At 62.9% G+C, this 25,828-nt stretch carries 16 protein-coding genes; 10 read left to right on the forward strand and 6 right to left on the reverse strand.

Annotation, left to right across the window (positions count from 1 at the left end; all coding sequences use genetic code 11):
• Nucleotides 1-461: 461 nt before the first annotated feature.
• The 3 genes from H0921_RS08770 to H0921_RS08780 all read left to right on the forward strand — a co-directional run bounded on the left by H0921_RS08770 (nt 462) and on the right by H0921_RS08780 (nt 6,512).
• On the forward strand, nt 462-2,324 hold the full coding sequence (locus H0921_RS08770) for a transglutaminase-like domain-containing protein (protein WP_228499276.1): 1,863 nt from the start codon (nt 462-464) through the stop codon (nt 2,322-2,324).
• A gap of 666 nt (nt 2,325-2,990) precedes the next feature.
• Nucleotides 2,991-5,189: a coiled-coil domain-containing protein gene (locus tag H0921_RS08775; RefSeq protein WP_194537694.1), complete on the forward strand. Its 2,199-nt coding sequence runs from the start codon at nt 2,991-2,993 to the stop codon at nt 5,187-5,189.
• Nucleotides 5,190-5,450: 261 nt separating this feature from the next.
• Nucleotides 5,451-6,512: a Gfo/Idh/MocA family protein gene (locus H0921_RS08780; protein WP_194537695.1), complete on the forward strand. Its 1,062-nt coding sequence runs from the start codon at nt 5,451-5,453 to the stop codon at nt 6,510-6,512.
• 119 nt (nt 6,513-6,631) lie between these two features.
• Here H0921_RS08780 and H0921_RS08785 read toward each other — a convergent pair whose 3' ends face one another.
• Entirely contained in the window at nt 6,632-6,871 is a 240-nt protein-coding gene (locus H0921_RS08785) for a hypothetical protein (RefSeq protein ID WP_194537696.1), read from the reverse strand.
• Between the two features lie 208 nt (nt 6,872-7,079).
• On the opposite strand from H0921_RS08785, the gene nusA reads away from it, so the two are divergent.
• From nusA to H0921_RS08810, 5 genes are all read left to right on the forward strand, one after another.
• The gene (gene nusA, locus H0921_RS08790) at nt 7,080-8,789 is read left to right on the forward strand and encodes a transcription termination factor NusA (RefSeq protein ID WP_194537697.1); all 1,710 of its coding nucleotides are present in this window, start codon (nt 7,080-7,082) and stop codon (nt 8,787-8,789) included.
• 210 nt (nt 8,790-8,999) lie between these two features.
• Nucleotides 9,000-12,503 (forward strand): translation initiation factor IF-2, encoded by a 3,504-nt coding sequence (gene infB / locus H0921_RS08795; protein ID WP_228499278.1) that lies wholly within the window; start codon nt 9,000-9,002, stop codon nt 12,501-12,503.
• A gap of 48 nt (nt 12,504-12,551) precedes the next feature.
• Nucleotides 12,552-12,845: a DUF503 domain-containing protein gene (locus H0921_RS08800; RefSeq protein ID WP_194537699.1), complete on the forward strand. Its 294-nt coding sequence runs from the start codon at nt 12,552-12,554 to the stop codon at nt 12,843-12,845.
• A gap of 22 nt (nt 12,846-12,867) precedes the next feature.
• On the forward strand, nt 12,868-13,344 hold the full coding sequence (gene rbfA, locus H0921_RS08805) for a 30S ribosome-binding factor RbfA (RefSeq protein ID WP_194537700.1): 477 nt from the start codon (nt 12,868-12,870) through the stop codon (nt 13,342-13,344).
• Between the two features lie 202 nt (nt 13,345-13,546).
• The gene (locus H0921_RS08810; RefSeq protein WP_194537701.1) at nt 13,547-14,281 is read left to right on the forward strand and encodes an endonuclease III domain-containing protein; all 735 of its coding nucleotides are present in this window, start codon (nt 13,547-13,549) and stop codon (nt 14,279-14,281) included.
• Nucleotides 14,282-14,368: 87 nt separating this feature from the next.
• Here the strand turns inward: H0921_RS08810 and zwf are convergent, their stop codons facing one another.
• Entirely contained in the window at nt 14,369-15,823 is a 1,455-nt protein-coding gene (zwf, locus tag H0921_RS08815) for a glucose-6-phosphate dehydrogenase (RefSeq protein WP_194537702.1), read from the reverse strand.
• Between the two features lie 127 nt (nt 15,824-15,950).
• On the opposite strand from zwf, the gene H0921_RS08820 reads away from it, so the two are divergent.
• Nucleotides 15,951-17,084: a 5-(carboxyamino)imidazole ribonucleotide synthase gene (locus tag H0921_RS08820; RefSeq protein ID WP_194537703.1), complete on the forward strand. Its 1,134-nt coding sequence runs from the start codon at nt 15,951-15,953 to the stop codon at nt 17,082-17,084.
• A gap of 81 nt (nt 17,085-17,165) precedes the next feature.
• On the opposite strand, the gene H0921_RS08825 is transcribed toward H0921_RS08820, so the two are convergent.
• A complete protein-coding gene (locus H0921_RS08825; protein ID WP_194537704.1) occupies nt 17,166-18,362 on the reverse strand; it encodes an ABC transporter permease in 1,197 nt (398 codons plus the stop codon).
• The gene (locus tag H0921_RS08830; protein ID WP_194537705.1) at nt 18,359-19,297 is read right to left on the reverse strand and encodes an ABC transporter ATP-binding protein; all 939 of its coding nucleotides are present in this window, start codon (nt 19,295-19,297) and stop codon (nt 18,359-18,361) included. Before H0921_RS08830 ends, H0921_RS08825 begins: the two co-directional genes overlap by 4 nt.
• A 325-nt stretch (nt 19,298-19,622) precedes the next feature.
• Between H0921_RS08830 and H0921_RS08835 the strand changes: the two genes are divergently transcribed.
• Nucleotides 19,623-20,885: a GTPase family protein gene (locus H0921_RS08835; RefSeq protein ID WP_194537706.1), complete on the forward strand. Its 1,263-nt coding sequence runs from the start codon at nt 19,623-19,625 to the stop codon at nt 20,883-20,885.
• A gap of 184 nt (nt 20,886-21,069) precedes the next feature.
• Here H0921_RS08835 and H0921_RS08840 read toward each other — a convergent pair whose 3' ends face one another.
• Both H0921_RS08840 and H0921_RS08845 read right to left on the reverse strand, forming a co-directional pair.
• A complete protein-coding gene (locus H0921_RS08840; RefSeq protein ID WP_194537707.1) occupies nt 21,070-21,927 on the reverse strand; it encodes an inositol monophosphatase family protein in 858 nt (285 codons plus the stop codon).
• Between the two features lie 139 nt (nt 21,928-22,066).
• Entirely contained in the window at nt 22,067-25,564 is a 3,498-nt protein-coding gene (locus H0921_RS08845) for an isoleucine--tRNA ligase (protein WP_194537708.1), read from the reverse strand.
• Nucleotides 25,565-25,828: the final 264 nt, after the last annotated feature.

A 25,828-nucleotide genomic window follows, 5' to 3' on the forward strand; every position in this document is an offset into this window, starting at 1 on the left:
TCCTGGCAGCCTGGCGTCGAAACCCTCGCCTGCCGCTTGCCTTTCGCATTGTTCCGATGTTTTTCCGATGTAGCGGCGATTCCCGAAATCATGCGGGGGCCGCCCCGGCGTTCGGCCCCAGGGAGGAACCATTACTGCCCGTCGCTCACCGCCTTGCCATTTCCCAACGTATCTTCGGTTGTGGGATGCATCTTGGAGGCCTTCTACATCTCTCCAGCTTTCTACATCCCTACCTTATACATTCCTATCTTTTCCGGGAGGGAACTTTTCTCTGCCGTCGGGCCAGGTTGCTCTTGTGGAAGCCGTAGCGCGGCCGATATGGTCAAGGGAGGAAGACGGCACGAGAGCGCCGGGATTGAGGAGCAATAGCGCTGCGGCTTTTTGCGTGGAGCTGGGAGAAGAAGTCGGCAGGGCCATGCGAATTTCGCCGCTCCGCTGCTTGCTTCGCAGGGAACTCCGCCATGATACCGCATGGGATCCGAATAACAGGTTGCGGGCTGTGTCTGTGGCTGGCCTGCTGGCTCGCGGAGGCCGGCGGGCAAACTTTACCAGGCGGTCCATCACCCCGCCCCGCACCGGGCCAATCTCCCCCCGCCTCTGGCGTGCCGACTGCTCCCCCCGCGGTGGAAGGGAAACTGATCATTTCTCCCGGCGGTCGCGGAGCCAAGGCCGATCCTTCCCTGCCTCCGTCTCTCAATCCCGGCGACTTCATCATCATTCGTCCGCACAAGGGAAATGCCACGCTGAAGACAGCCGGGGCCGACCCAGGGGCAGGAGCACGGCCATCGGGAACCGCCGGGCTTTCCGGCGCGTCCGCTCCGCCGAAGGACAGTGCAGTTCAAACTCCCCCTACCGCCGCTCAAGCCGACAGCGGGCCCGTGGATTACTGGTTTGTGGTGGCCATCGAGGGCCAACGGGCGGGGTATGTTCATTGGTCCGTCCAACGGCAGCAACACAAGGGGAAGGAATTTCTGATCGGCACTCGCTATCTGCGGCTGACGGTCGCGCGCTTCGGCCAGACGGTGACCCAGTGGAGTGAGGAATCCAGCGTGGAAACCCCGGAAGGCCAGGTGCTGGTGACCTCGATGCGGCAAGGACTGGGGAAGGACCAGGCCCTGACACTCAGCGGAACAGTCGAAGGCAAGACATTGAAAGTGCGCGGCACGGGAATGGCTGCCGGTGCCACGGATACCCCCTGGCCGGAAGGCGTCGTCGGAATCGCGGGGGAAGTGCAACAATTCCGCCGCCTCTCCTTGCAGCCCGGCCAATCCCACCGTTACCTGAGTTATCTGCCGGCGGTCAACCGCGTCGTTACCATCACCGTGACTCTCGAAGGGGAAGAAAGCCGCGCCCTTTGGCCCAATACCCCGCCGCGCCGCCTGCTCCGCTATGTCAGCAAGCCGGAACCGCTGGGCAAGGTGCGATTGCCGCTGTCCATCACCTGGGTCGATGCGCAGACGCGAGAACCCCTGCTGGTGGAAACCGACTTCCCCGCTTTTGGCGGGCGCCTGACCTTTCTCCGCACCACCCGCGAAGCGGCGACGGCCCCCGTCACCCAGCCGGTGGAAATTTTCGCCTTCCAGTCCATTCCCCTGAACCGGGCGGTTCCCCACCCGCACGGGCAAGCGGAAATCGTCTATCGGGTCAAGGTGCCGCGCGAGGAAGAACCCGAAACACTGTTTGTGAGCGACAGCCGCCAGCAGGTCCAGAATTACGATCCGGTCACGAAGAGTTTTGAGTTACGCGTTCAAGCGCGGCGCGGCCCGCAGGAGAACCTCCAGGAACCGCCGCCGGGGAAGGAATACCTGGAAAGCAACTTCTTCCTCAATTGGGATAACGCCGACGTCAAGCGCCGAGCCGCTCAGGCCACCGCCGGCCTTCCTGCCCAAGCCGAGGCTTGGACCAAAGCCTGTGCCATCGAGCGTTGGGTCCACCAGAACATGAAGGCGTTCGAGTTGTCCCAGGCCCTGGCGACCGCGGACCATGTCGCCAAAGACTTGACCGGCGACTGCACGGAATACGCCATGCTGGCCGCGGCCATGTGCCGCGCTGTCGGCATTCCGTCCCGCACCGCCATGGGAGTGATCTATGCCACGGATAAAAAGGGACACCCGGTCCTGGCCTACCACATGTGGTTTGAAGTGTACGTGTCCGGGCAATGGGTGCCTCTCGATGCCACGCGAGGCGAAGGCGGGATCGGCCCCGGCCACATCAAAATCACCCACGATAGCTGGCATGAGGAAAAGTCCTTTGCCCCTTTGCTCCCCGTCCTGCGCGTTCTGACCGCACGCCCGGCGGTGGAAATCCTGCGCGTCCGCCCCTGAAGGATGGCCGCTCGGACAAAGCCCCCGCCGTGAAGAGTTCTACACCGGCAAGAGTCCCGCCCCCTTCGGCACGCCCTCCCTGACGCCTGTCGCGCCACGGCTCGAACTTCCCGCCTCCACAGACTCCTTCTGCATGCTAGGATGAATGACGATTCCCTTGTGAAAAATTTGCGGAAAATGCCAACAGAGATAGCAAACGGCTTCTACGAGGTTTATAGTGGTAGGAGTGAACCGATTGTTTGCCAGGACCGCGCAAGGGAGGTTTCCCCCAGCCGTTATCTTTCCAGCAAGAGAGCGGTCCGTGCCGGATAACCAGGGCGTTTCGGTATCCCAACCCTTCCGGCCCGGGCGCGGACACGCCGCCACACGAGAGGCAGGCACAAGCTTGTAAGACGTGCAGAGGGGTTCACGTGATCGAGGGCATACACCCACACAGATGATTTACATGTCAAGGATTCAGGACTGAGCCAGGAGGGATGGATTTGGTCAGGATGGTGGCGGGAAGCTGGACATAGGAGATGGGCCAACCGCGCGAGGACTGTGAGAACACACCATGAGCCGACCAACCGACCGAGGTGTTGATCCTCAAGCAGGGTCAGGAACGATTCGCCGCGACGTGCAGCCGAATTGTTTTTGGGCCAGTGGGGAATTACGGCGGGTTCCGGTATGAGCGCACGCAAGCCGGAGTCCCCGGCCTGGGATGGCAGCGATTCCCCCCCGTTTGTCCCGGAGTCTCCAACGGCGGATGCGATGGAGACCCTGCCTCGGTCTGCCCCATCCTTGGCCCCTATCCGGATGGCGGACGTGGCATCCCCTGACAACGCGGAGGCCTTTCAGGCTGGCGCAGACGGCGGCCACGGCTCCGAGACCGCCTCGCACCCGCTGGGTGACGATTGGCCGGCTTTCACCCCTGACCCCTTACCGCAGGAGTGGGTGCTCCCGCCCGATGTCTATTACGCTTTCAGCCATGCTCGGCCCTGTCCCGATGTCTTCGCCATTCATGCCCCTGATGCCGCGCAGCGCCTGGAATTGCTCAGCCGCCTGGCCGTCTGGTGTTCTCAGGAACGCTGGTGGCTCATCGTGCCCGACCTCCGCCGCGCTCTAGAACTGGGCCGGGCATGGCCCAAGTCCGCCCCGCGGCCCCTCCTCTGGACCCACGCCTGGCAGACCCCAGCCGCGGAAAACCCACCCGACATCCTAACCTTGGGCGAATTACAAAACCAAATCACCGCCCAAGTACGCGCCCCGTTGCAAGAGCGGCTCCAATCGCTCCGGCACCTGCAAGCGATCACTTTGCAATTGGTTCAATGCGACACCCTTCAGGCCGAACTCGCCGCGACCCTGGACACGCTGGAACATACCCTGCAAGCGGAAGCCGAGGATGAGCATTCCGCCCTGTACCAGACGATCCACGACCAATTGACCTCCCTCCAACAACGGCTCCAGGAGTGCGAGGCGCGGCGGTGCCAGCTTCAGGAGAAGCTCCGCCTGGAGCAATCCCTGGCAACTTCGGATCCCGCTGATCCCAACACACCCCGACCGGAGACAAGCTGGTTCGCGCGGCTGAAAAAGTGGCTGCTAGGCCGCTCCTCTTCCCCCTCCTCCTCTTCCTCCGCCGGCCAGGCCTCCCCTTCTCCCTCTCACCCGCCTCTTGCGACTGCCTCCACCGGCTTCTCATCCTTGCAAGATGAATTGCAGGCCACCGAGAAGGAGCTTGCGGAATTGCGCGCCCTTTGGCAGGCCGAATACCAACAGCTTCTGGAACGGGAACTGTCCCGTCGCCGCCAGGTGATCCAAGACCAGCTCGCCGGTCAACGCGCCGAGCATGAACGCCTGCATCTCCAGCGCGAGCGCCTGATTCGGCATCTGTCCCTGGCGCAGGCGGAGGGACCTGACCTGGAACAGGAATTGGCCCACGTCCAGCGGCAGTTGCGGGAGGCGGACTCTCTGGCCGCGGAACACCTTCAGCACCGGCTTGAGCAAGTGCAGATCTTCCTGATCCCCGCCCGCGAGGGGCCAGATATGGAGCAACTCCGCCGCCTGGCGGGAGGTGTGGATCGGTTCATCTACGAAAGCTGCGAGCAAATTCCAGACAGCGTGATGAGGCCGGCGATGAGCCTGCCGGGCCGCCATTTGTTGATCGGGAACATCCTCCCCCCTCCCTCTCGCTGTTGGGAAGGGAACGGAGCGGTTCCAGGCCTCTGTCGGCTCCCGGAGGCAACCCCCTGGCCCGCCCTGCTGGGTTCCCGGTTGGATCAGCGCCTGTGGGTGGTGGAGGGAGAGTTCCTCATTGCTCGCCTCCGCCTCGTTCCCCCAGAGCAACGTTTCGCTCTGCGTCAGGAGCCGCTCGTCGATCGTCCCGAAGTTCTTCTTCGCTTCCGGGATACTTCTGACCGGGAAACCGAATTGGTCGAAATTGCCTTTCCCCTGTCTTGGGGCTTTGCTGCCCGCGCCTTTGTGGCCCAACAATTGGAGCATTACCGGCCACTGCCGTGCGGGCCGGCCCAGTGGCATACCACTCCTGCGGGCGACATCCGGGTCTGCTGGCCTGTCGTGGAGCAAGCGGCCAGTGCCCACCGCAGCGAGAGCATCGATTGGGGCAACGGCGTGCAGGAATGGTGCCTCTTCGACGGGCACACCTTTTACACCGCCGCGTTGACCTTCCGAGCCGATGGGGGATGGGATCGCGCCGCCGCCGAAGCCTGGCTCCAGGAACTGCTGCCGCTTGCGACCCGGCAACGCTTGGCCGTCGTGACCTCCCGCCAGCCCCTGCCGCCGATCTCGGCTGCCGCCCAGGACTCCTCTTGCTCCCTCCACTCGGCTGTCGATCCCGCCCCAGAATCGCCCCGAAAAACCGGCGGCTAAAACCCCCGTATCTCCCAAATCCCAAAGGAAACCCGCAACCCTGCCTCCTGAACCACGACGGATGACGCCGGTGGCAGACTGACTGGGACGGGAACAGCGCAGCGAGACCAACTGACGCAACCGACGGGGACTCAACAGTGGGAGAAACGGCACTGTCGGGAAGAGGAATACCCCCGCGGCCTGCTTGTCTGAGGTGTTCGCCGTGTGTAGCGTGATGGAGACTCGGTTCGGAACCACGATCAGCTTGTGCGGAGGGAGGCCATGTCCGAGGTGATGAACTTTTGCATTGTCGGATGCGGAATGATTGCTCGCTTCCATACTCGTGCATTGCAGGAGATTCCGCAGACCCGCATCAGCGCCCTGGTGAGCCGGCAGCACAGCAATGCGGAGCGGTTGATCGCCGAGACGGGGATTCCCCCCTGCCCGATTTACAGCCATTTAGAAGAGGCGATCGCCCGGGAGCCGATCGATGCCGTCATCGTCACCACGGCCAGCGGCGCGCATTTGGAACCGGCGGTGTGTGCCGCTAAGGCCCGCAAGCACGTCGTGGTGGAAAAACCGCTGGAAATTACCCCGGAACGTTGCCAGCAGATCATCGACGCCTGCGATCAAGCGGGGGTGCAACTCTGCACCATCTTCCCTTCCCGTTTCGGGGATGCCAATCGAGCGCTCAAGCAAGCGGTGGAGAGGCAGAAATTTGGCCGCCTGACTCTGGCGGAGACCACCTGCAAGTGGTGGCGTTCGCAGCAGTACTATGACGAGGGGGGCTGGAAAGGCACCCGCCGCTGGGATGGCGGAGGCGCCTTGATGAACCAAGCCATTCACAATGTCGACCTGCTGCTGTGGCTGATGGGACCGGTGGAAAGCGTCTGCGGCTTCACGGCGACCTTGGCCCATGAGCGGATCGAAGTGGAAGACACGGCGGTGGCCATCCTCCGCTTCCGCAACGGCGCTTTGGGGGTCATCCAGGCCACGACCAGCGTCCATCCGGGCTATCCGAAGACGATCGCCATCCACGGCGACCGAGGCTCCGCCGTCATCGAACAGGATGATGTGTTGCGCTGGGATTTCACCCCGGAGACGGAGGAAGACCGGCAGATCAAGGCCCGCTTTGCGGTCAAAGTCGGCGCCAGCGGCGGAGCCGCCGATCCGAAGGCCATCAGCCACGAAGGGCACCGGCGGCAGTTGGCGGACTTCATCGAAGCCGTCCGCAAGGGGCAGCGGCCTTTGGTGGACGGGCGCGAAGGGAAACGCTCCGTCGAGTTGATCTGTGCCATCTACGAAAGCCAGGCCAGCGGGCGGATCATCCACTTCCCGTCCTGAACTCAAGCGCCAGACCTGCTGGTCATCGCTCGCTCTGCGGGGTGGGACCGCTCGGCGGCCGCTTCCTGCTCCGCAGGTCCTGCTCCGCAGGTGCAGCGGTTCTGCCCCTGCCCTCCCGATCATTTCTCCGCCTCCGCCCATTGACTTTGGCGCACCCCTCCTCCGCAGGGAGAATCTGGCCGAGCCGGTCCCCTGCGCAGGAGCACGCTGGCCCAGCCCGTGCCTTCCTCCGCCGAAACGATAGCGCCGGGGAACTGTTCCGGTTCTGCGCGGTCCGCCAGGCGCGATTCCAGGGGGCGCAGCCGCGCCCTCTTGCTTTTTCTCCGAGGGGAAGCCACAATACCCTCAGAGACCACCACGACCGAACGATGCTCCGGCCTGTGCGCCGCCGCGTCGGGATGTCGGGAGGCTTCCGCGGCTCGGAGGAATCGGCTTCCCCCCAGCCCTGGAGGCTTCCAGACGCCGAGGCGTGGCGGGTCAACAGGCCGGTTGTTGTTTCCATACCGCGAACGAGTTGGAGTATCGTTCTCCGAAAGGCCGCCGAGTCGAGAAAAAGGGTCATTCCCCATGGCAACGACCAACAAACGCCGGGACACAGGGCGGGAAATTTTGGAACTCGTGGAGAAACTTCACGACGAGCGCAAGGTGCCCCGCGAGACCATTCTCAACGCCATCAGCCACGCCATTCAAGTGGCCGCCGAACGCCACTTCGGCGTGGAAGAGGGCGTCCTGGTTCAAATCGATCCCGCCACGGGCCAATTGATCGCGCGCTTAGGCGACCAGGAGATCGACCCCGAAACCCTGGGCCGGATCGCTGCCCAATCGGCCAAGCAGATGATCATCCAGAAAATCCGGGAGGCGGAATCCGACACCATCTACCAGGAATTCTCCATGAAAAAGGGGGAACTGGTGGTCGGCCAAATCGCCCGGATCGACGACGGGACCGCGATTGTCAACCTGGGCAAGCAGGAAGCGATCCTCCCCCGCAGCGAGCAGATCCCCGGCGAGACCCACCACGTGGGGGAACGGATCAAAGCGGTCATCCTGGAAGTCCGCAAGCAAGGCCAGCGGGTCAAAATCGTCCTGTCGCGCACCCATCCGGACTTCGTCCGCGCCCTGTTCACCGAAGAAATCCCGGAGATTGAGGAACGGATCATCGACATCAAGGCAATTGCCCGCGAGGCAGGATACCGCACCAAAGTGGCCGTGGTCAGCATCGACCAGAAAGTGGACTGCGTCGGGGCGTGTGTTGGAGTTCGCGGCAGCCGGATCAAGAACATCACCGATGAACTCAACGGCGAGCGGATCGACATCGTCCGCTGGAATGAATCGCTGCAAATCCTCATCCCCAACGCACTGCAACCGGCGCAAATTTCGGAGGTGTTCACCTACCCCCGCTTGGGCCGGGCCATTGTCCTGGTCACCGATGACCAACTTTCCCTGGCCATCGGGCGCCGCGGCCAGAACGTCCGCCTGGCTTCCAAACTCGTCGGCTGGGACATCGAAATCCTGACCCATGATGAACTGGCCGAGACCCTCGAACGAGCCGAACGCTGGTTCGGCCAACTCCCCCACGCCAGCCCCGAACTGACCACCGCTTTGATCGAGGAAGGCTTCCTCTCGTACAACGACATCAGCTTGATCGATGCCCAGGAGCTAGCCGAGTTTACCGGCCTGACGCTCGAACAAGCGGAAGACGTCGTCCTGTATGCGGAAGAGTACGCCGAGGAAATGGAGCGTAGCGTCGATGAGGAACGGCGGGCCGCCACAGAAGCCGCCGAACAACAGGCCTATGCCTCGGCAGGGGCGGAGGAGACGGTGTCGGTCGAGTCCGCCGGCGGAGAAAGCCAACTCCCAGCTCCAGCGAGCGCATCGCTGGAAGTGTCGCTTGACGGACAGCAATCCGCCCCTGCGACGGTCTCTGCCGATACCGCTGACGACTCCGTGACATCTGAGGAAACACCATCCTACGCCGAAGAGACGCCTGCACTCCCCGGAGAGGAGGCCGGGCAGGAGGGGGAATACGCGGTTGGGGAAACGGCAACCCCGCCGAGTGTGGCCGAAGCCGATGAGCAGACCTTCGCGGAAGCGGCAGATTCCCTCCTCTCGGCGGCAGATTCCGCCCGGACCCAGGCTAGCGATGCGGAAATCGGAGGACCCTCTCCGGGTTCAGATGGCGACAGCGGGGGTGAAACCGGGCCGCCGGTTTCCTCTGAGTTCCACCTCCCCGAACCCGTTACTTCCCGGAAGGAGGCGGAAGCCCCACCGGCATCCTGAGCCTTCCCGGCTTCCTAAAAGAGGGCGGCGGGGTAAAAACGGAGCCGCCCCGTCCAAACCGGCCTTTTCAAGGATGCACGGTCGATTACAATACTACACACTTACCAAGCTGTCATGTGTGAGGCGACGCACCCGTGTCCACCCGGACACAGGGAACTGGTACAATAGGGAAAAGGGGTCGTCCGGTTCTCGATCCCGAAGGAGATGCGCTTGTCCAACCCGCCAACGAAAGAGAAAGACACCAAAGGCACCAAAGAAGCCAAAGAAAAGACGACGAAGATTCGGGTCTTCACTCTCGCCAAGGAGTTGGGCGTGGAGTCGAAGACTTTGCTGGATTTTTGCCACGAGTTAGGCTTTACGAGCATCACGAACCAATTGAGCGGTTTGGAACCTCAGCAGGCGGAAGCCTTGCGCGAACGGGTCAAAAAAGGTCCGAAGCGCCCGTCGAGCGCCATCCCCACACCCGCAGCGGCTCCGAAACCGGCCATCCCTCCGACAGTCCCCCCGGTAGGCGGTAAAGTCGCAACGCTGCGGCGGCCGAAACCGCCGACTCCCTCCACTCAGGCTGCGCCGCCCGCCGCTCCAGCAGCTCCCTCCGTACCGAGTCCATCCGCCGCCTCAGCTCCTCCCGCAACTTCCACGGCCGCCCCTCCAACGGCCGCTCCTGCGACGGCTCCGCCCGGAGGCGTAACTCCTTCCCCCGCGGCTCCGGGAGCACCGAAAGCACCGGCGGCTGCTCCGGCGGCGGCAGGGCAAGCCCCGGCCCCTCCGGCAGCCGTGGCAGGAAGCGTAGCCGCCCCCACGACTCCGCCGTCCGCCCCCTCCGAGATTTCCGCTCCGGCAGCTTCCACGACCGCGGCCAGCAGTGTCAGCTCCCCTCCGGGAGCTTCGGCCGCCCCCAGCCCCACACCCGCCGCCAGCTCAATCCCCTCGGCGACCGGCGGCAGTGAGACGGCAAGTCCACCTCCAGCGGTTGCCACAACACCCCCGCCCGCCGCAGGACAGATACCGGCGAACGTGGTTCCGCCCCTCTCTGTTTCCAGCGGCGGTATTCGCAACCTGAATGTGCCCCTCGGCGGGCGCCCTCCGACCCTCCACCCGCCCCGGCCGTCCGCGGCACGAACCGACTCAGGAGCACCCCCCAGCGGTCCGGAGACACGTGGGCCAGCAGGAGCGCCGCGACCCACACCCTCTGCTCCCCCGCCGGTTTCGCCCCCCGCTTCTTCCGCGCCGCCGAGCGGTCCGAAATCGGCACCACCGGGAGTCTCGCCGACTTCCTCCCCGCCGGCGACAGCCGATTCGGGAACCACCCCAGCCAGCCGGCGGGCTGAAGTGCTCAACCGGCCCCCGCAACCGCCGCCGCCGAAGATCATCGCCCCTCAGCGCACACCCGGTGCTGCGCCGCCAGCGGGCAAAGGGAGCGGACCTGGAACGTCCCGGCCTCCAGCGCCTCCCAAGCCGAGTCCCGGCCAACCGATGAAGCTGACGGAGGAGATGATCCGCCGCCTGCGCGAGGCCAGCGCGCGCGGCCAGCGCGTCAATCTGCAAGAGCTAGCCCGCCAGCAACCCGCCGCACCCCCGACTCGCCCGGAGCCAGGCCGGCTGCCCTCCCGGCCCAGCGGCCGCGGACCCGCTCTTCTGGATGAGGACGAGGAGGAACGCAGCCGCAAAAAAGCGGGCGGCCTCATCGGACGGGAAGCCCGACAGAAAGGCCGCGGAGACCGCAGCCACGACATCGACGAACACGCCATCATTGTCGGTCCCGGCGGCAAGGTGGACATCATCGAGGAACGATGGGGGTCGCGCCGCGGTCCACGGGCTGCCCGACTTCTCAAAGCCCGCCGTGAACAAGAACAGCGCAAAATCGAAGGACCCGTCGAAGTCACCCTGCCGCTCACTGTCCGCAGCTTCTCCGAAGCCATCGGAATGAAGCTCAACGAGGTGATCCAGCGCCTGCTCAAAGAAACGGGACGGCTTTACGCCGCCAATGCTGTTGTGGACTTCGATACGGCGGCTCTCATCGCCCTGGAAAAGAATATTGAACTCATCGCCAAACAGCCGGAAACCAAGGAAGACCAGCTTCTCCGCCGCTACCGGGAGATGCTGGAGAACGTCGATCCCGCCCGCCTCAAGCCCCGCCCGCCGATCGTCACCATCATGGGGCACGTGGACCACGGCAAAACCACCCTCCTGGACAAGATCCGCCAGATGTTCGGCCTGCAATCCGACGTGGCGGCGAGCGAAGCCGGCGGCATCACCCAGGTGCTGCGCGCCTGGTCCGTCAAACGCGAAGTCTTGACCGAAAAAGACGGCCAGGAGGTCATAGAGGAGCGGTACATCACCTTCCTGGATACGCCGGGCCACGAAGCCTTCACCAAGATGCGGGCGCGCGGCGCCAATGTCACCGACATCGCCGTGATTGTCGTGGCCGCCACCGATGGCGTCATGCCGCAAACCCAGGAAGCCATTAGCCACGCGCGCGCCGCCAACGTCAAAATCATCGTGGCGATCAACAAGATCGACCTGCCGAATGCCAATGTGGAACGCACACGCCGACAACTCTATCAGGAAGGGCTTGTGCCTGACAACATGGGCGGCGACGTCATCTTCGTCGAAACCAGCGCCGTCACAGGCCAGGGCATCAGCGACCTGCTCGATGCCATCATCCTCGTGGCCGAGGTCGAGGAGTGGAAAGCGGACCCGGACCGGCCCGCAGCGGGGACCTGCCTGGAAGCCTGCATGAGCGCCGATGAAGGAGTCCTCGCCACGCTCTTGATCCAACAGGGGACCCTCCACCGCGGGGACATTGTGCTCTGCGGCAGCGCCTACGGCCGGGTCCGTGCCATGTACAACGACCTGGGCCAGCCGATCCAGCAAGCCGGCCCCAGCATGCCCGTCCGCATTACCGGCCTCAACCGCGTGCCCAATGCCGATGACCCCTTCTACGTCACCGAAGACCTCTCCGAAGCCCGCGAAATCGCCGAAGCCCGCGAACAGAAAGAACGCGAAGCCTCTTTGACACGCTTCGTCGCCCCCAAAGACCTGAGCGAACTGACCGCCGCCCAAAGCAAAGCCCAGATCACCGAACTGAAAGTCATCTTGAAGGCCGACGCCCGCGGCTCCATCGAAGCCATCCGCAAGGAACTGGAAAAACTGGTGCACGAAGAAGCCCGCGTCCGCATCCTGCATGCCGCGGTGGGCGCCATCACCGAAACCGATGTGCAACTGGCCCTGACCAGCCCGCACGATACCCTGGTGCTGGGCTTCAACGTCACCGCCGACGATGCCGCCCTCAAGCTCGCCGAAGAGCGCGGCATTGCCCTGCGCGAATACGACATCATCTACAAGCTCACCGAGGATGTCAAAGCCGCTCTGGAAGGCCGCCTCAAGCCCGTGGAAGAAATCGTGCACCTGGGCCGAGCCGTGGTCCGGCAAGTGTTCAAACTGGGCAAAGTCGGCACCGTGGCCGGCTGCTACGTCACCAGTGGCGTGATCGAACGCAATGCCCGCGTCCGCGTGATCCGCAATGGCGTCGTGGTCTATCCCCCCAGCGACAAAGTCGCCACCCTCGAAAGCCTCAAACGGTTCAAAGACGATGTGCGCGAAGTCCGCGAAGGGTTCGAATGCGGCTTGAAAATCAGCGGCTACGACGACGTCAAAGTGGATGATGTCATCGAAGCCTACAAAGTGGAGGTCCGCCAACGCAGTCTCTAAACGGCACGAGCACCGCGGCAGGGCCTCTTCCCTCGGTTTGCCACGGCTATGGTTATCGGTTCGCTCAAGGCGCGGTTGCTGGTCCGGGAATCTCGCACTCTCAAGGACAAGCGGCGAGTGGTGCGCAGCATCCTCGATCGCCTGCGGGACGGCTTCAATGTCTCCGCTGCCGAGGTGGACACCCACGACGATGTCAAAGTCGCCACCCTGGCCTTCGCCACCGTGGGCTTCGACATGGCCGCAGTGCAACATGTTCTGCAACAAATTTCCGAAGCCCTCCGCCGCCATCCCGTCGCAGAGTACCTCGGCGGGGAAAGCCGCGTCGGCTCGGAGATCGTCTGACCTCCCGCGGAGGACCGCACCCATGAAAACCTTCCGCCTCGCTCGCGTCGCTGAAGTCATCCGAGAAGCCGCTGCCAAAGCCATTCTCTTTGAACTCAAAGACCCACGGGTCAAAAATGTCACCGTCACACGCGTGGAAGTCTCCGCCGACCTCCAGCACGCCAAAATCTACGTCTCCATCATGGGCAGCGAAAAGGAACAGAAACTGACCATGCACGGCCTCAAAAGCGCCACCGGCTTCATCCAAAGCCGCGTCGCCCAGCAACTCACCACCCGCTATGTTCCGCGGATCAACTTCGTCCTCGACCAAGGAGTCAAACGCAGCATTGCCGTCTCCCAGTTGCTCCAAGCCGAACGTCAACGGCGCCAAGAGGGGGAACCGCCCGCCCCCAACGATGAGGAAGCCCTGACCCCCGACGACCTCGAAGCCCGCGAGGAAATCCACGAACCGAAGGCCGAACGCGATGCCACCGATCGGCTGCCCCCGCCAGCGTCCTGATGCGCGCCGTCCCTTATCCCGGACCCGTGCCGACGCATGGGAGGCTTCCGCCGCGGCAAGAGGCTAACTGTCCAGCGCTGCTGCACCACCGGGAGCGAACCCCAGGGGGGAACGCCGAAGACAACGCCGCCGCCTAGAAAATCACGGACCGTCCGACCCCAGGAAGCACGGATGATACCCAGAGGAAGGGAGAGAGTGCATCATGCCGGTGATCACAAACAAACAGCAGATGCTCCAGCATGTCCAAAACGTTCTGCGCAAGAAGTTTGCCAGCGCCGTGGAGAAATGCCCGTCGGGCCGGCCTTTGCTGGAAGAGCTGATTTATGCCATTTGCCGGGAAAACACGACGCCCGCGGCAGCGTCCGCCGCTTACGAGCGGCTGGTCAAATCTTTCATCGACTGGAACGAGGTCCGCGTCAGCACAGTCTCGGAAGTGGCAGAAGCCCTGCATCCCTTGCCAGCGGCGGGAGTCCGAGCACGGCGGATCATCGGCCTGTTGCAGAAAGTCTTTGAGGAACGCTACAGCTTCTCCCTGGAAGACCTGGAGAAAAAGGGGCTGAAACAGGCCGCCAAGCAACTCTCCCGTTACAAGAATGACGTGACGGACTATACCGTGGCCTGGGCGATTCAACGCTTCCTCAACGGCCACGCCATCCCGCTGGACGATGCCACGCTGCGCGTTCTTCAGCGGCTGGGCATCCTCGAAGAGGAGATCGACCCCGAACAAATGGAATCGCTCCGCGGCACCGTCGAACACGTGGTGACCAAGGCGCGCGGGCCGGAGTTCACCGACCTGATCAGCCTGCTGGCCCACGAGTGGTGCGTAGAAAATCATCCGCAATGCAGCCACTGCCCCCTCCGCGGCGATTGCCCCACAGGCGTGCAAAACACCACGGGGCGAAAGCCGGATTCCCGCGCGCGCAAAAGCCGGAGTTAGGCCGCTTTCGCCTTTCCTCTGCCGCCGCTCCGGGAGATCGGCGCTCCCTGAGAACCGCCTCCTCAAGGATCGGCGTCAAACGGCCCTCTAAGGAATCGGCGTCCATTCCCGGCCTTCGGCCCGCAAAAGGGCCTCAGCCCCCGTCGGACCTTGCGAGCCGATGGGATACTCTTCGGGCGGCGGCGCTTCGGGGTCTTCCGCGGCGGCAATGATCGGGTCCAGGATTTCCCACGCCCGTTCGATCTCATCCGCCCGCATGAACAGGGCCGCATCCCCTTGCAACGCATCGAGCAGCAATCGCTCGTAGGCCTCCGGAATGGTGCGATCGGCATAGGCTTGGCGATAGTCGAAGGCCAAGTCCCGCGGTTGCAATCGCACCCCTTCCACATCCGGCACTTTGGTTTGAAAATTGAGGCGAATCCCCTCGTTCGGTTGAATCACCAGGGTAATCCGATTGCACTGGAGTTTTTCCCCCGGCGGCAGCGAAAACATCAGGTGCGAGGGGCAACGGAATTGAATGACCACTTCGCTGTAACGGCTCTTGAGGCCTTTGCCGGAGCGCAGATAAAAGGGCACCCCGCGCCAGCGCCGGTTCTCGATCTCCAACCGGAGCGCGGCGTAGGTGGGCGTTCGGCTGTCAGGACGGACACCGTGTTCACAGCGATACCCCCGGTACTGGCCCAAAGCGACGGCTTGGGAAAGCCTCGCCTCGCTCCAGGGAGCAATCGCTTCGAGGACCTTCATCTTCTCGTTGCGCAAGTTCTCGGCGGTAAAGCGGGTCGGATCTTCAATGGCGACCATCGTCAGGATTTGCAGCATGTGATTTTGCATCATGTCCCGGAGAACACCGGCTTTGTCGTAATAGGCGCCCCGGCGGCCTACCGTCCCCCGTTCCGCCACGGTGATCTGCACGTGATCAATGTACTGGTAATTCCACAGCGGCTCAAAGAGGGTGTTGGCAAAGCGAAAGACGAGGATGTTTTGCACCGTGTCCTTGCCGAGATAATGGTCGATGCGGTAGATCTGCTCTTCCCGCCAGTAGCGATGCAAGGCGGCATTGAGGGCCGCGGCACTGGCACGATCCTGGCCGAAGGGTTTCTCGATCACCAGTCGCCGGAAACCGCCGTTTTCGTGATGGAAGCCCGCCTCCCCCAAGCGGAGGCTCAGCGGGGCGTACAATTCGGGCGCCACCGCTAGATAATACAAGCGCTGGCCGCCGGAGTCCTCCTGTTGGCTCAACCATTGGGCCAGAGCCTGAATTCCCGCCGCTTGGGTCACGTCGGCCGCCAGATAGTGCAGGCGTTGCGCAAAACTGGTCCAACGCAGAGGGTCAAAGGCTTCGCCGCCGTTTTCATCGCGCAGGCGATCCGCCAGATATTCCCGGAAGCTGTCGTCCGTGTAGGCTGTACGTGAGACCCCCAACACGCGCAACTGTTCCGGCAAGCGCCCGCGGAGATCGAGCTGATACAGTGCCGGAATCAGTTTGCGTGCCGTGAGGTCTCCCGAGGCGCCAAAAATGACCAGGGTCAAGGGTGTTGCCATTTCGCGTTTTTCTCCCACATTGTTCCGTGACACTCCCATGTTATGAAAGCCATGAGGAGCTGACCGGCGGGGTCAGCCGGCCTTGGGAGCATTCCGAAGGTACCACTGAACCGACTGATCTGTAACCATGCGTATCGGCATCCTGGGCGGCGGACAATTGGGGCGCATGCTGGCATTGGCCGCGTATCCTTTGGGATTTCGCTGTTGCGTCCTCGATCCGGCTGCCGATCCCTGTGCCGCTCAAGTCTGTCCTCACATCCGCGGTGAATACGACGACTACCAGAAACTCTACGAACTGGCCCAATGGGCTGACGTGATCACTTACGAATTCGAGAATGTCCCGGTCGCCACGGCGGAATGGCTCTCCGAGCGTAAACCGGTTTATCCTCCGCCACGCGCCTTAGCCGTGGGACAGGAACGCCTTGCCGAGAAGGAGTTTTTCACCCGCTTGGGGATTCCCACACCCCAGTATTGTGCTGTGGAAACGGAGGCGGATTTCTACGCCGCCCTGCGTCAAGTGGGCCTTCCCGCGGTCCTGAAAACCCGCATGTACGGCTACGATGGCAAAGGGCAAGTCGTGTTGCAAAGTGCCGAAGATTGCCCGCGTGCCTGGCTCCGCCTCGGCGGCCGGCCTCTCCTCCTTGAAGAGTACATCCCCTTCGAGCGTGAGCTGTCCCTCCTCGCCGTCCGCAGCCGGGAGGGCCAAATCCAGTGCTGGCCCCTGGTGGAAAATCAACACCTCGACGGCATCTTGCACCGCTCCCTGGCCCCGGCGGGCGGGTCCGAGGAATTGTTCGAACGGGCCGCAGATTATGCCTGCCGTATCCTCGAAGAACTTGATTACGTCGGCGTGCTCGCCATCGAATGGTTCCAGGATGGACCGCGCCTGCTGGCGAATGAGATGGCCCCGCGCGTGCACAACTCCGGCCACTGGACCATCGAAGGCGCTCGAACCAGCCAATTCGAAAACCACATTCGCGCCATCACCGGCTTGCCCCTCGGTCCCTGCGGCATGTTGACAAACCACGCTGTAATGTACAATTTTATCGGATCAGTTCCGGCCTTGGACGCAATCCTCCAAACGCCGGAAGCGTCCGTCCACGTCTACGGCAAAAGCGCCCGCCCAGGCCGAAAGGTCGGACACGTCACTTTGATCACCCTTGATCCTGAAGAATTGGCCGAGAAACTGCCGCAGTGGGATCAGCTCTTTGCCCGCCGCCCTTATCGGGAAAACCCGGAGGGCGGGCCTTCAGAGAGCTAAAAGCCGTCATCACAATCTCAGCGTCGCGGAATGTCCCGGAGTGGAAGGCGGAGGCTTTTGGGACCGCAGCTCGCCCATGTTCTAACCGGCACGTTTTTCGAGGACATGCAGCCGCCCGACCGCTAATGCGAGCAGGAGGAGGGCAAACGCCAACACAGCGAGGATGCACGGGAGCACCGCCAGGAAGGAGGCCCCCTGCCAGGTGACCGCCGAGAACCCCTGCATCGCCCATGCTGTCGGCAGAGCCAGCGCCAGCTCGCGTACCCATTCCGGCAAAAGGAAGGCTGGCAGCCATAGTCCGCCGAGCATCGAAACACCGAGGATCACCACAATGCTGATGTTGCGGGCGTGCGCTTCGGCGTTTCCCCAGGCCGCGACCAGTAATCCGACCGCGGCGGCCAGAAGGCACACCGCCAGACTCAAGAGTACAAATCCTCCCAATGAACCTTCAATCGCCACTCCGAAGGCGAGCCAGCCGAACGTGAAGGTGGCGAGCACCTGCAAGCAGCCCACCCCCGCCGTGGTCAGCGCTTTGGCCGCCAGCAGCGTCCTGAGCGGAGCAGCCATCGCCCGCATCCGCCGCCAAGTCTCGCTTCTCCGTTCCCGCAAAAAGAGCAGGCCGCTCTCCATACCCCAAAACAGCAAATACTGGAGAGTCATCCCGCAGAAACTATGCGTGTAGGTGTTGAAACGACGGCCGGGATGGCGCGAGACAGGGACGGGCACCACCTGGAAAGGCATACTCCAGGATTGCCAATCGGCGGGCAGCCAACGGCTCAGGTGGTGAGCACAGAGCTGTTTCATGACGATCTCGGCCACGATGCCGCTGGCCCATTCCACCTCCGCATGCCGCGAGGCGTCATGGAGCAGCACGATCTGCGGCAGGAGGCCTCCCTTCGAGGCCTCCTGAAGAGTGCCGAGGCGTGCCGCAGTCTGGGCAAATCCTTCGGGAATGACGATCGCCACGGGAACTCGCTGGTGCCGCAGGGCCGACTCCGCTGCCGCGCGATCCACTGGCTGCGCCTGCAAGCGGGGGGAAGCCAGCAACTCGCGCACCAGGGCCTCTGTAAACGGCCCCGAGTCTTCGACAACCAGACACACCGGCAGGCGGGGTCCAGATGCCGAGCCAGATGCAGGACGCTCAAATATATAGCCAAAAGCTGATGCTAAAATTATCGGAACCAAAAAACTGAAGAGAAATGCTCGCCGATCTGACCAAAATAGCAGCCAGTCTTTAACCATCAAGGCGAACAGGATTTGCCAATTGCCGATCCTCATGCTAGCCTCGCGGCCGAGCTGGCCACTGTGCGGTAACTTTCAAAGGCCACCCCTTCCCGGAGCAGTTCGGCCAGAGCGTAGCCCAACGATTCTGCCGTTTCGGCACGCAAGCGGAGCCGGCGGCCGATCAATTCCAACTCGACGCCATGGGGCAGGCGTTGGCGGACCAGACGCAGGAGGAAGCGGGGCGGAGGGTGCCGAAGTTGTCCGTACAGCAGTAGCGGTGGGGAAATCGAAGGCTGGCGGGACGGATCCCTGGCCGATTCCCCCAGGCGCCCCTTGTGAAGCTGAGCCACACGATCCGCGACGGCGGCCACTTCGTCCCCCTGATGGGTCGCCAGGACCACGGCGCATCCCTCATCTCGCAAGCGGCTGATGTCGGCTAGCAGGCGTTCCCGGCTTTCCGCATCCAGACCCGACGTTGGCTCATCCAGTAAGAGGACGGAAGGGTTGTGTACCAAAGCCGCTGCGATGTTGACCCGCTGCTTCCAGCCGCCGGAGAGCGTCCCCACGCGTTGGCGGCGCCGACTCCCCAAACCCAATTGGCCCATCACACGTTGCAGATTCTGGTGCAAGCGGTTGCCACCCAATCCCTGCAAGCGCCCAAAAAAACGCAGGTTTTCCTCAACGGTCAGCTCGTCGTACAACCCGCACTGCTGCGGCGACCAGCCTACCTGGCGGGCATAGGCAACCGGGTCCGCCTTCCGCTCCAGACCGCGGACTAGCACCCGCCCGGCGTCCGCTTCACGCACTCCCGCAGCAACACTCAATAATGTGCTCTTGCCCGAACCGTTCGGACCTGTCAACGCCACAAGTTCCCCGCTGTGAACCGCTAAACTGACTCCATCCACCACCCGGCAGGAGCCGTAACGTATGCTGACCTCCTCCCACACCAGCACCGCGCCATCCGGCCCCCGCATATCCGGCCCCCGCATGGCAGCCACTCCCCCGGCCCACATTAGTCCTTATCTGGAGGTAGCGTCTATAACCACAACCTCCCCCGTTGGGAAGTCCAATCCCACGCCGAGCAGCCAGGTACACCGTGCAGGTACACCGTGAATCGGAGAGAGAATAGCCCGGAGAGAATCCCTTGCATCCCCATCCAATAAAATGGAGGGTAACTGAGCGGGATTCGCAGGAAGAAGAGAGCGGAGACGAGGCGGAAAGTGGCGAATCCCCGCGGGGGCGAAGGCAAACGGACTGCCTGTTCAAGACCTGGGAGTGGCCCGCTTCCAGCGCGGCGTGCGCCGGAGATCACGCATGAGCCAATGGTGGAAGTCCTGGAGCCGCGGGATCGCAGCCGTTGCTAAAGCGCGCGAAGTGGTCCGGCAAATCTTGCAGGGGGAAGGCACGCGCCCGGCGGAATGGGAAGCTCGGCTCTCCACCTGGCGGGATCGGCTTCCGGTGCCCGTCTTCTGGCTCGTGGGGAAAACGCAGTCCGGCAAGACGTCAATCATTCGTTACCTGACAGGTGCGAGCGATGCGATCATCGGAGCAGGCTTTCGCCCCACGACTCGCTCCACCCACCGTTATGATTTCCCAACCGTTGAGGCCCCCCTCCTGGCATTTCTGGATACGCGCGGCCTGGATGAACCGGGATACGATCCCCGCCCAGACATCGCAGCCTGCTCGGCCCAAGCCCACTGCGTGATTGCGACAGTCAAAGTCACGGACCCCGCGCAAGCCACCCTCCGTGGCCTGCTGGAATCTCTCCGCAGGGAAAGGCCGGACCGTCCCATTGTGCTTTGCTTGACCTGCCTGCATGAAGCGGACATCACCACGCCGTTGCCGCAACCCTATCCGTTTCGCCCGGTGGCAGCCTCGGAGCAGTGGGAGTGGCCCGCCGAAGTCCCCGGCCCCCTGCGCCTCCAGCTCGATAGACAGATTCAGCAATTCACCGGGTTGTACGATCTTTTCGTACCCCTGGACTTGACCCGGCCGGAAGACGGCTACCCCGTGCCCGACTACGGCGGGGAAGCTCTCAAAAAGGCATTGGCCCACGTGTTGCCGCACACCTACCGCCAGACGCTGCTGCAACTCGAATCGCTCCTGGCCGAGTTGAAAGATTTACATCTCCAGCAGGCATTGCCCGTGGTCATCGGTTACAGCATGCTGGCGGGAACGATCGGCACCCTGCCTATTCCGCTGGCAGACTTGCCGCTGCTGCTCGGCTTGCACGTGCGCATGGCCCGGCATCTCGCGGGAATCTACGGCCAATCGCTGCGCTTCGACAATTATCGCGAGTTGGCGGCTATCCTGGGAGTAAGCCTCGTCACCCGGCAACTGACCCGGCAACTGGCGAAGCTGATCCCGGTGGTCGGTTCAGCCGTAGGGGGGGCAGTGGCCTTCGCTTCGACTTATGCCTTAGGCCGGGCGCTTTGCTACTATTTCGAGACAGTCGCCGCCGGTCACGTCCCAGATGCCGCAATCCTCCGGCGAGTGTACCAAGAGCAGTTTGCCGCGGCGGAAGCCGCTTTCCACCGCAGCGCCCCGACCAGTCGGGAGTCTGAACCCCAGCGATGAATTCCCGCGAAAGTCAATCGAGAGATCAATCCCCCCAAATGAACCGTCGCCAAGACGGCAACTGCGGCCAGGTATCAGTGCCGCTCGCCGCAGGAACGAACAGAAGATAGGGGGGAGGCGAGAGCGAGAGATAGGAAGCGATCGCGCCAAGGGGGGAAGAAGACCCTTCGCACCAGAGAATGTTTCAGGCGGCGGGATCGGACTGCTGGGGGTAGGGGACGTCCGCCAGGCAGCGGAGCAACTCGGCGTGAATGCGGCCGTTGGTCGCCACAATGTCCGGCCGAAAAGGGTCAAACGCCTGGCCCGTCACAGTCGTAACTATTCCTCCCGCCTCCTGGACCAGGACGGCCCCGGCCAGAACATCCCAGGCGTAATTGTCGAACGCCCAGTAGCCGTCATGCCGGCCGGCCGCGACGTAGGCCAGGTTGAGCGCCGTCGAGCCAGTACGGCGCAGAGTCTGAGCATGGGCGGAAAGGTACTGCCAGGCCGCGAGGTTCCGCAACTGCCGACGATGATCCGCCGGAAAGCCTGTGGAAAGAAGACTGTCGCGTAACAGCGGCGTGGAACTCACGTGGATGGGCCGGCCATTGAGAAAAGCTCCCCGCCCGCGCACCGCGGTGAAAACCTCCTGCAACCGCGGATCGTGAATGACACCCAGCCATGCCTGGCCGGCGAACCACAAGCCGATGGAAACGCAATAGGCCGGGACATCATGGACGTAATTCGACGTGCCATCCAGCGGATCGACGATCCACGTCGGCGGTGCATCGTCGGCCGGTCGGGTTTGCTCCGGCGTCCACCCCACGGCATCCTCTTCGCCCAGGAACCGATGGTGCGGAAACGCGGCCTGGATGGTGCGCCGGATCGCTTCCTGGGCCGCATGATCGGCATCGGTGACCAGATCGGCCCGGCCTTTCTCCCGCACGGCAAACGCGGATCGCCAGCGTTCCAGTTCCTGGGCGGCTTGAGAAGCCGCAGCCACAGCCACTTCCAGCAATCGATCCAGTTCCTGAGAGGAAAACACCTCAGCATGCTTGCTCATGCGGACATCCTAGGAAACCCGCCCAGGCTGGGCAGCGCAGCGATGGATGCACCGCCTGCTTCCCAGGCTTGCTAGCGTTCTGCGTTGCAAACCCAATCTGGAAACCCAACGCCCGGATCATCTCGCGCAACGGACCCACTCACACCTTGCGCAACTCGACCTGGAGGGTGCCCTCCGAAAGCGTGATGGTTTCCCGGTAGGTATCGCTCTGGCGATCCAGCGGCTGATCGCACCAGTGCAAGGCTTGCACCGCAGTAGCGATGGCCTGGCGATGGCTGGTCAGGGTCTGCGCCAATTCCGGCGTCGGGGAATGCACGTAAAGGGCAATTTTATCGAGCAAGTCCAGACCGGCCTTTTTGCGCGCCTCTTGAATGTGGCGGATGATCAACCGGGCCAATCCCTCGCGGCGCAGCTCCTCTGTGATCCTCGTGTCCAGGGCCAGTTGGGTGCCGCGCTCCGCCGTGCCGACATATCCTTCCGGAGCGAGATACTCCGGGGTGAAGTCTGCCGGCGACAACTCGACTCCTGCCAGGGCCGCCGGCGGTTGTTCGCCCTGGTAGTGAGCCAGTTCCTGTTCCGCCTGAGCCAGGAGGGCCGCCAGCTTGGGGGCAGCAGTCTTCTTGTTCAGATGCCAGCGGACTGTCAGCAAGGGGGTGGGCTGCTCGTGGAAGGTGAGATTTTTGACGTTGAGTTCGTCCAGAATCAGGTCCTGGAAGCGTGTGATGGCGCGGCGTTCCTGGGCAGAAGCCGGGGCGAGAAGCAGCGTCCGCAACGGCTGGCGCACATTGATCCGGGCCATTTGGCGCGCCGCCAGTCCCAACGTCACAATCCGCTGGACCACGGCCATATCGGCGGACAGTTGCTGATCGATGAGCGACTCATCGACTTCGGGGAAATCGCACAGATGCACGCTTTCCGGGTCCGCGGGGCGGCGCAGATTCTGCCACATCGCCTCGGTGACAAAGGGCACGCACGGCGCCATGAGCTGGCAGAGGGTGCGCAAAGTGGTGTACAACGTGTGATAGGCCGCCCATTTGTCCCGGCGTCCGACCTCATCCAGATCAGCATGGCGGCTGTGCAAGCGGTCCTTATTCCGGCGGACATACCAGTTCGACAGGTCCCCTTCGATGAATTTCTCGCACTCCAGCGCAAAGGCCATCACGTTGTAGTCGCTGTAAGCCTGCCGGGCCGTGCGAATCAGCAATTGCAAGTTGGAGAGCAGCCAGCGATCCACATCCGGCCGTTCGGCCGGCGGAATTGGCGGCACGGTCTGCGGATCATATCCATCCCCGATGGCATAGTTGCAGAACATGGCGTAGGTGTTCCAGAGCTTGAAGAAGACTTTGGAACGGACCTCGTCCGCCGGGGCCGGACCAAAGTTCAAATTGCTGGCCGGATTGTGCCGCACGTACATCCAGCGCATCACATCCGCTCCCATCGGACGGAAGGGAATCTCTTTGCCTTTGGGATCGCGGATGACGCCGCCGGTATCCGCCGCGGCGATGAACTCGATGGCGTTGCCCGCGCTCTTGTGCATCTCCTGGCCATACTGATCGCGGACCAGGCCGTGACCCAGCAAGGTGCGGAACGGCGGCTCCCCGTCGCTCATCATCGTGCTCATCGCCAGCAGGGCGTAAAACCAGTTGCGAAACTGGCCGGGGAAGCTCTCGGTGATGAAATCGGCGGGATACCACTGCCGCCAGTAGGATCGGTCCGTATTCCAGCGAAGCGTTGAGAAGGCCACGATGCCGGCATCCAGCCAGGGATTGCCGACATCAGCAATCCGGTGCATGCGCCGCCCTGTGCGCGGATTGCGAATCTTGACCTTGTCGATCCACGGCCGGTGCGGAGTATGACCGGCGAACTGCTCCCAACCCTCAATGGCCCGCTCCTGCAATTCCTCTTTGCTGCCGATGACCTCAAATTGCGTCGGGTCCTCCTCATCCACCCAGATCGGCAAGGCCAGACCCCAGTAGCGCTTCTTGGAGATCATCCAGTCCCCCATGTTGCGGAGCCAGTCGAGTTCCCTCGCCTTGCCATTGATCTCCGGCGGCAGGAAACGGACCTCCGGACGCTGAACCACCTCCATGATTTTCCCGCGGAACCCTTCCTGGCTGTGCTTCGGCCCCATGTGGATGAACCATTCATCCACCAAGCGGTAGAGCAACTCGGTCTTGCACCGCCAGCAGTGGGGATAACGGTGGACATAACGCTCCACGGCGAAGAGCAGGCCCTTGCGTTTTAGCTCGGCAAATACCAGCTCCGCGGTCGCCGGGTCCGAGGCCGAACGGCCGGTGAAAACGCCGAATCCTTCCAGGAAGGTGCCATCATCAGCCAGCGGGGCGATGGGCGGCAGGCCATTCTCTTTACCCCAGATGTAGTCGATCCCGCCGCAACCCGGCGCTGTGTGGACAATGCCGGTCCCTTCCTCCGCCGTGACCGCATCACCGCCGGAGATGACCCGGTGCGCCTCCGCCGCACTCACCGCCGGCCAGTGACCCGCCTGGCGGGTGACACGGGCCACCTCTTCGGGATAGCCGTAGAGGTGCTGCTGAGCGGGTAGATCGTCAAAGGGACCGGCGTAGCGCCAACCGAGCATGTCCGCCCCGCGGACCGCACCGACCACCTCGTAGCCCTCCGCCCCCCCCTTATCGACGAAGTATTGCTCGATGCGGCGCAGCGGCGGAACCCCCGGCAGCCAGGCCCGTCGACCCCGTTGGGTCGTACCTTCCTCTTCCTCCTCCCCCTCACCCGTGCGGCTCTCCCCCAAGCTCGCCATCCGATCCAGGCGCAAAGCACCCTCCGCCACGTAGTAAATCTCATCCCGCACCCGCACCCGCACATAAGTCAGGTCCGGATTCACCGCTGCCCCGACATTACTCGTGAGTGTCCACGGCGTCGTCGTCCAGACCAGCAGATACTCCTTATCCCGGCCCAAGAGCGGGAAACGCACGAAACACGCCTTGTGCTCGACCAGCTTGTACCCTTCCTTCATCTCCATTTCGGAGATGCCCACCCCGCAGCGCCCGCACCAGGGCATCACGTCGTAACCCCGATAAATCAACCCTTGCTGATGGCACTTCTTGAGAAACGCCCAGATCGTGTAGTTATTCTCCTCCGACATCGTGAAATACGACTTCCGCTCATCCGGGCTTTTCGCCCAATCCTCATCCGTGCGGTCCCAGTCCATCCAGTAGCCCAAGCGGATACTCTGCTCCGTCTGAATCCGGGCGTACTTGTCCACCCGGGCCTTGCAGTGACGCACAAACAGGTCAATGCTGGCCTCCACGTCCCCCGGCACCAGGTTTTCAATATCGCGTTTGCTCTTCAAACCCAGCTCTTTCTCGACCTCCACCTCCACCCACAAGCCCTGGCAGTCGAAACCGTTCTGATAGCGCATCTCGTGGCCGGTCATGGCAAAGAAGCGATGATACACGTCCTTGTAAGTCCGACCCCAGGCATGATGCACCCCCATCGGATTGTTCGCCGTGATCGGGCCGTCCAGAAAACTCCAGCGGGGCTTGCCGGCATTGAGCGCCTTGCGCTTGGCAAAAATCTGCCGTTCGTCCCAGAATTGCAATATGGCACGTTCCAGGGCCGGAAAATCCACCGCCGTCTCAACCTTCGCAAAAGCCATAATAGTCCACCTCGCCTGCCCTCAGCCGGGATGGCATAGCGCAAAGAACAAGCTGGAATAGCATCGTGCGTAGACCACGCTCTCACCCCCCGGCTCAACACTTTCAGGAGAGATAATCTACCCGCACCACGCAAGCCGTCCACGCTCCCTATCCTCCTCAATAGCAATGCGTAGGATGTAAAGACATAAAACGATGCTGATCAATATACCTCCCCAACTTCCATAGTTGCCCAGGCACAAGTCAATCGCCTTCTGGGCGCTCGT

The organism is Thermogemmata fonticola (assembly GCF_013694095.1).
In the GTDB taxonomy this organism is placed as follows: Bacteria; Planctomycetota; Planctomycetia; order Gemmatales; family Gemmataceae; genus Thermogemmata; species Thermogemmata fonticola.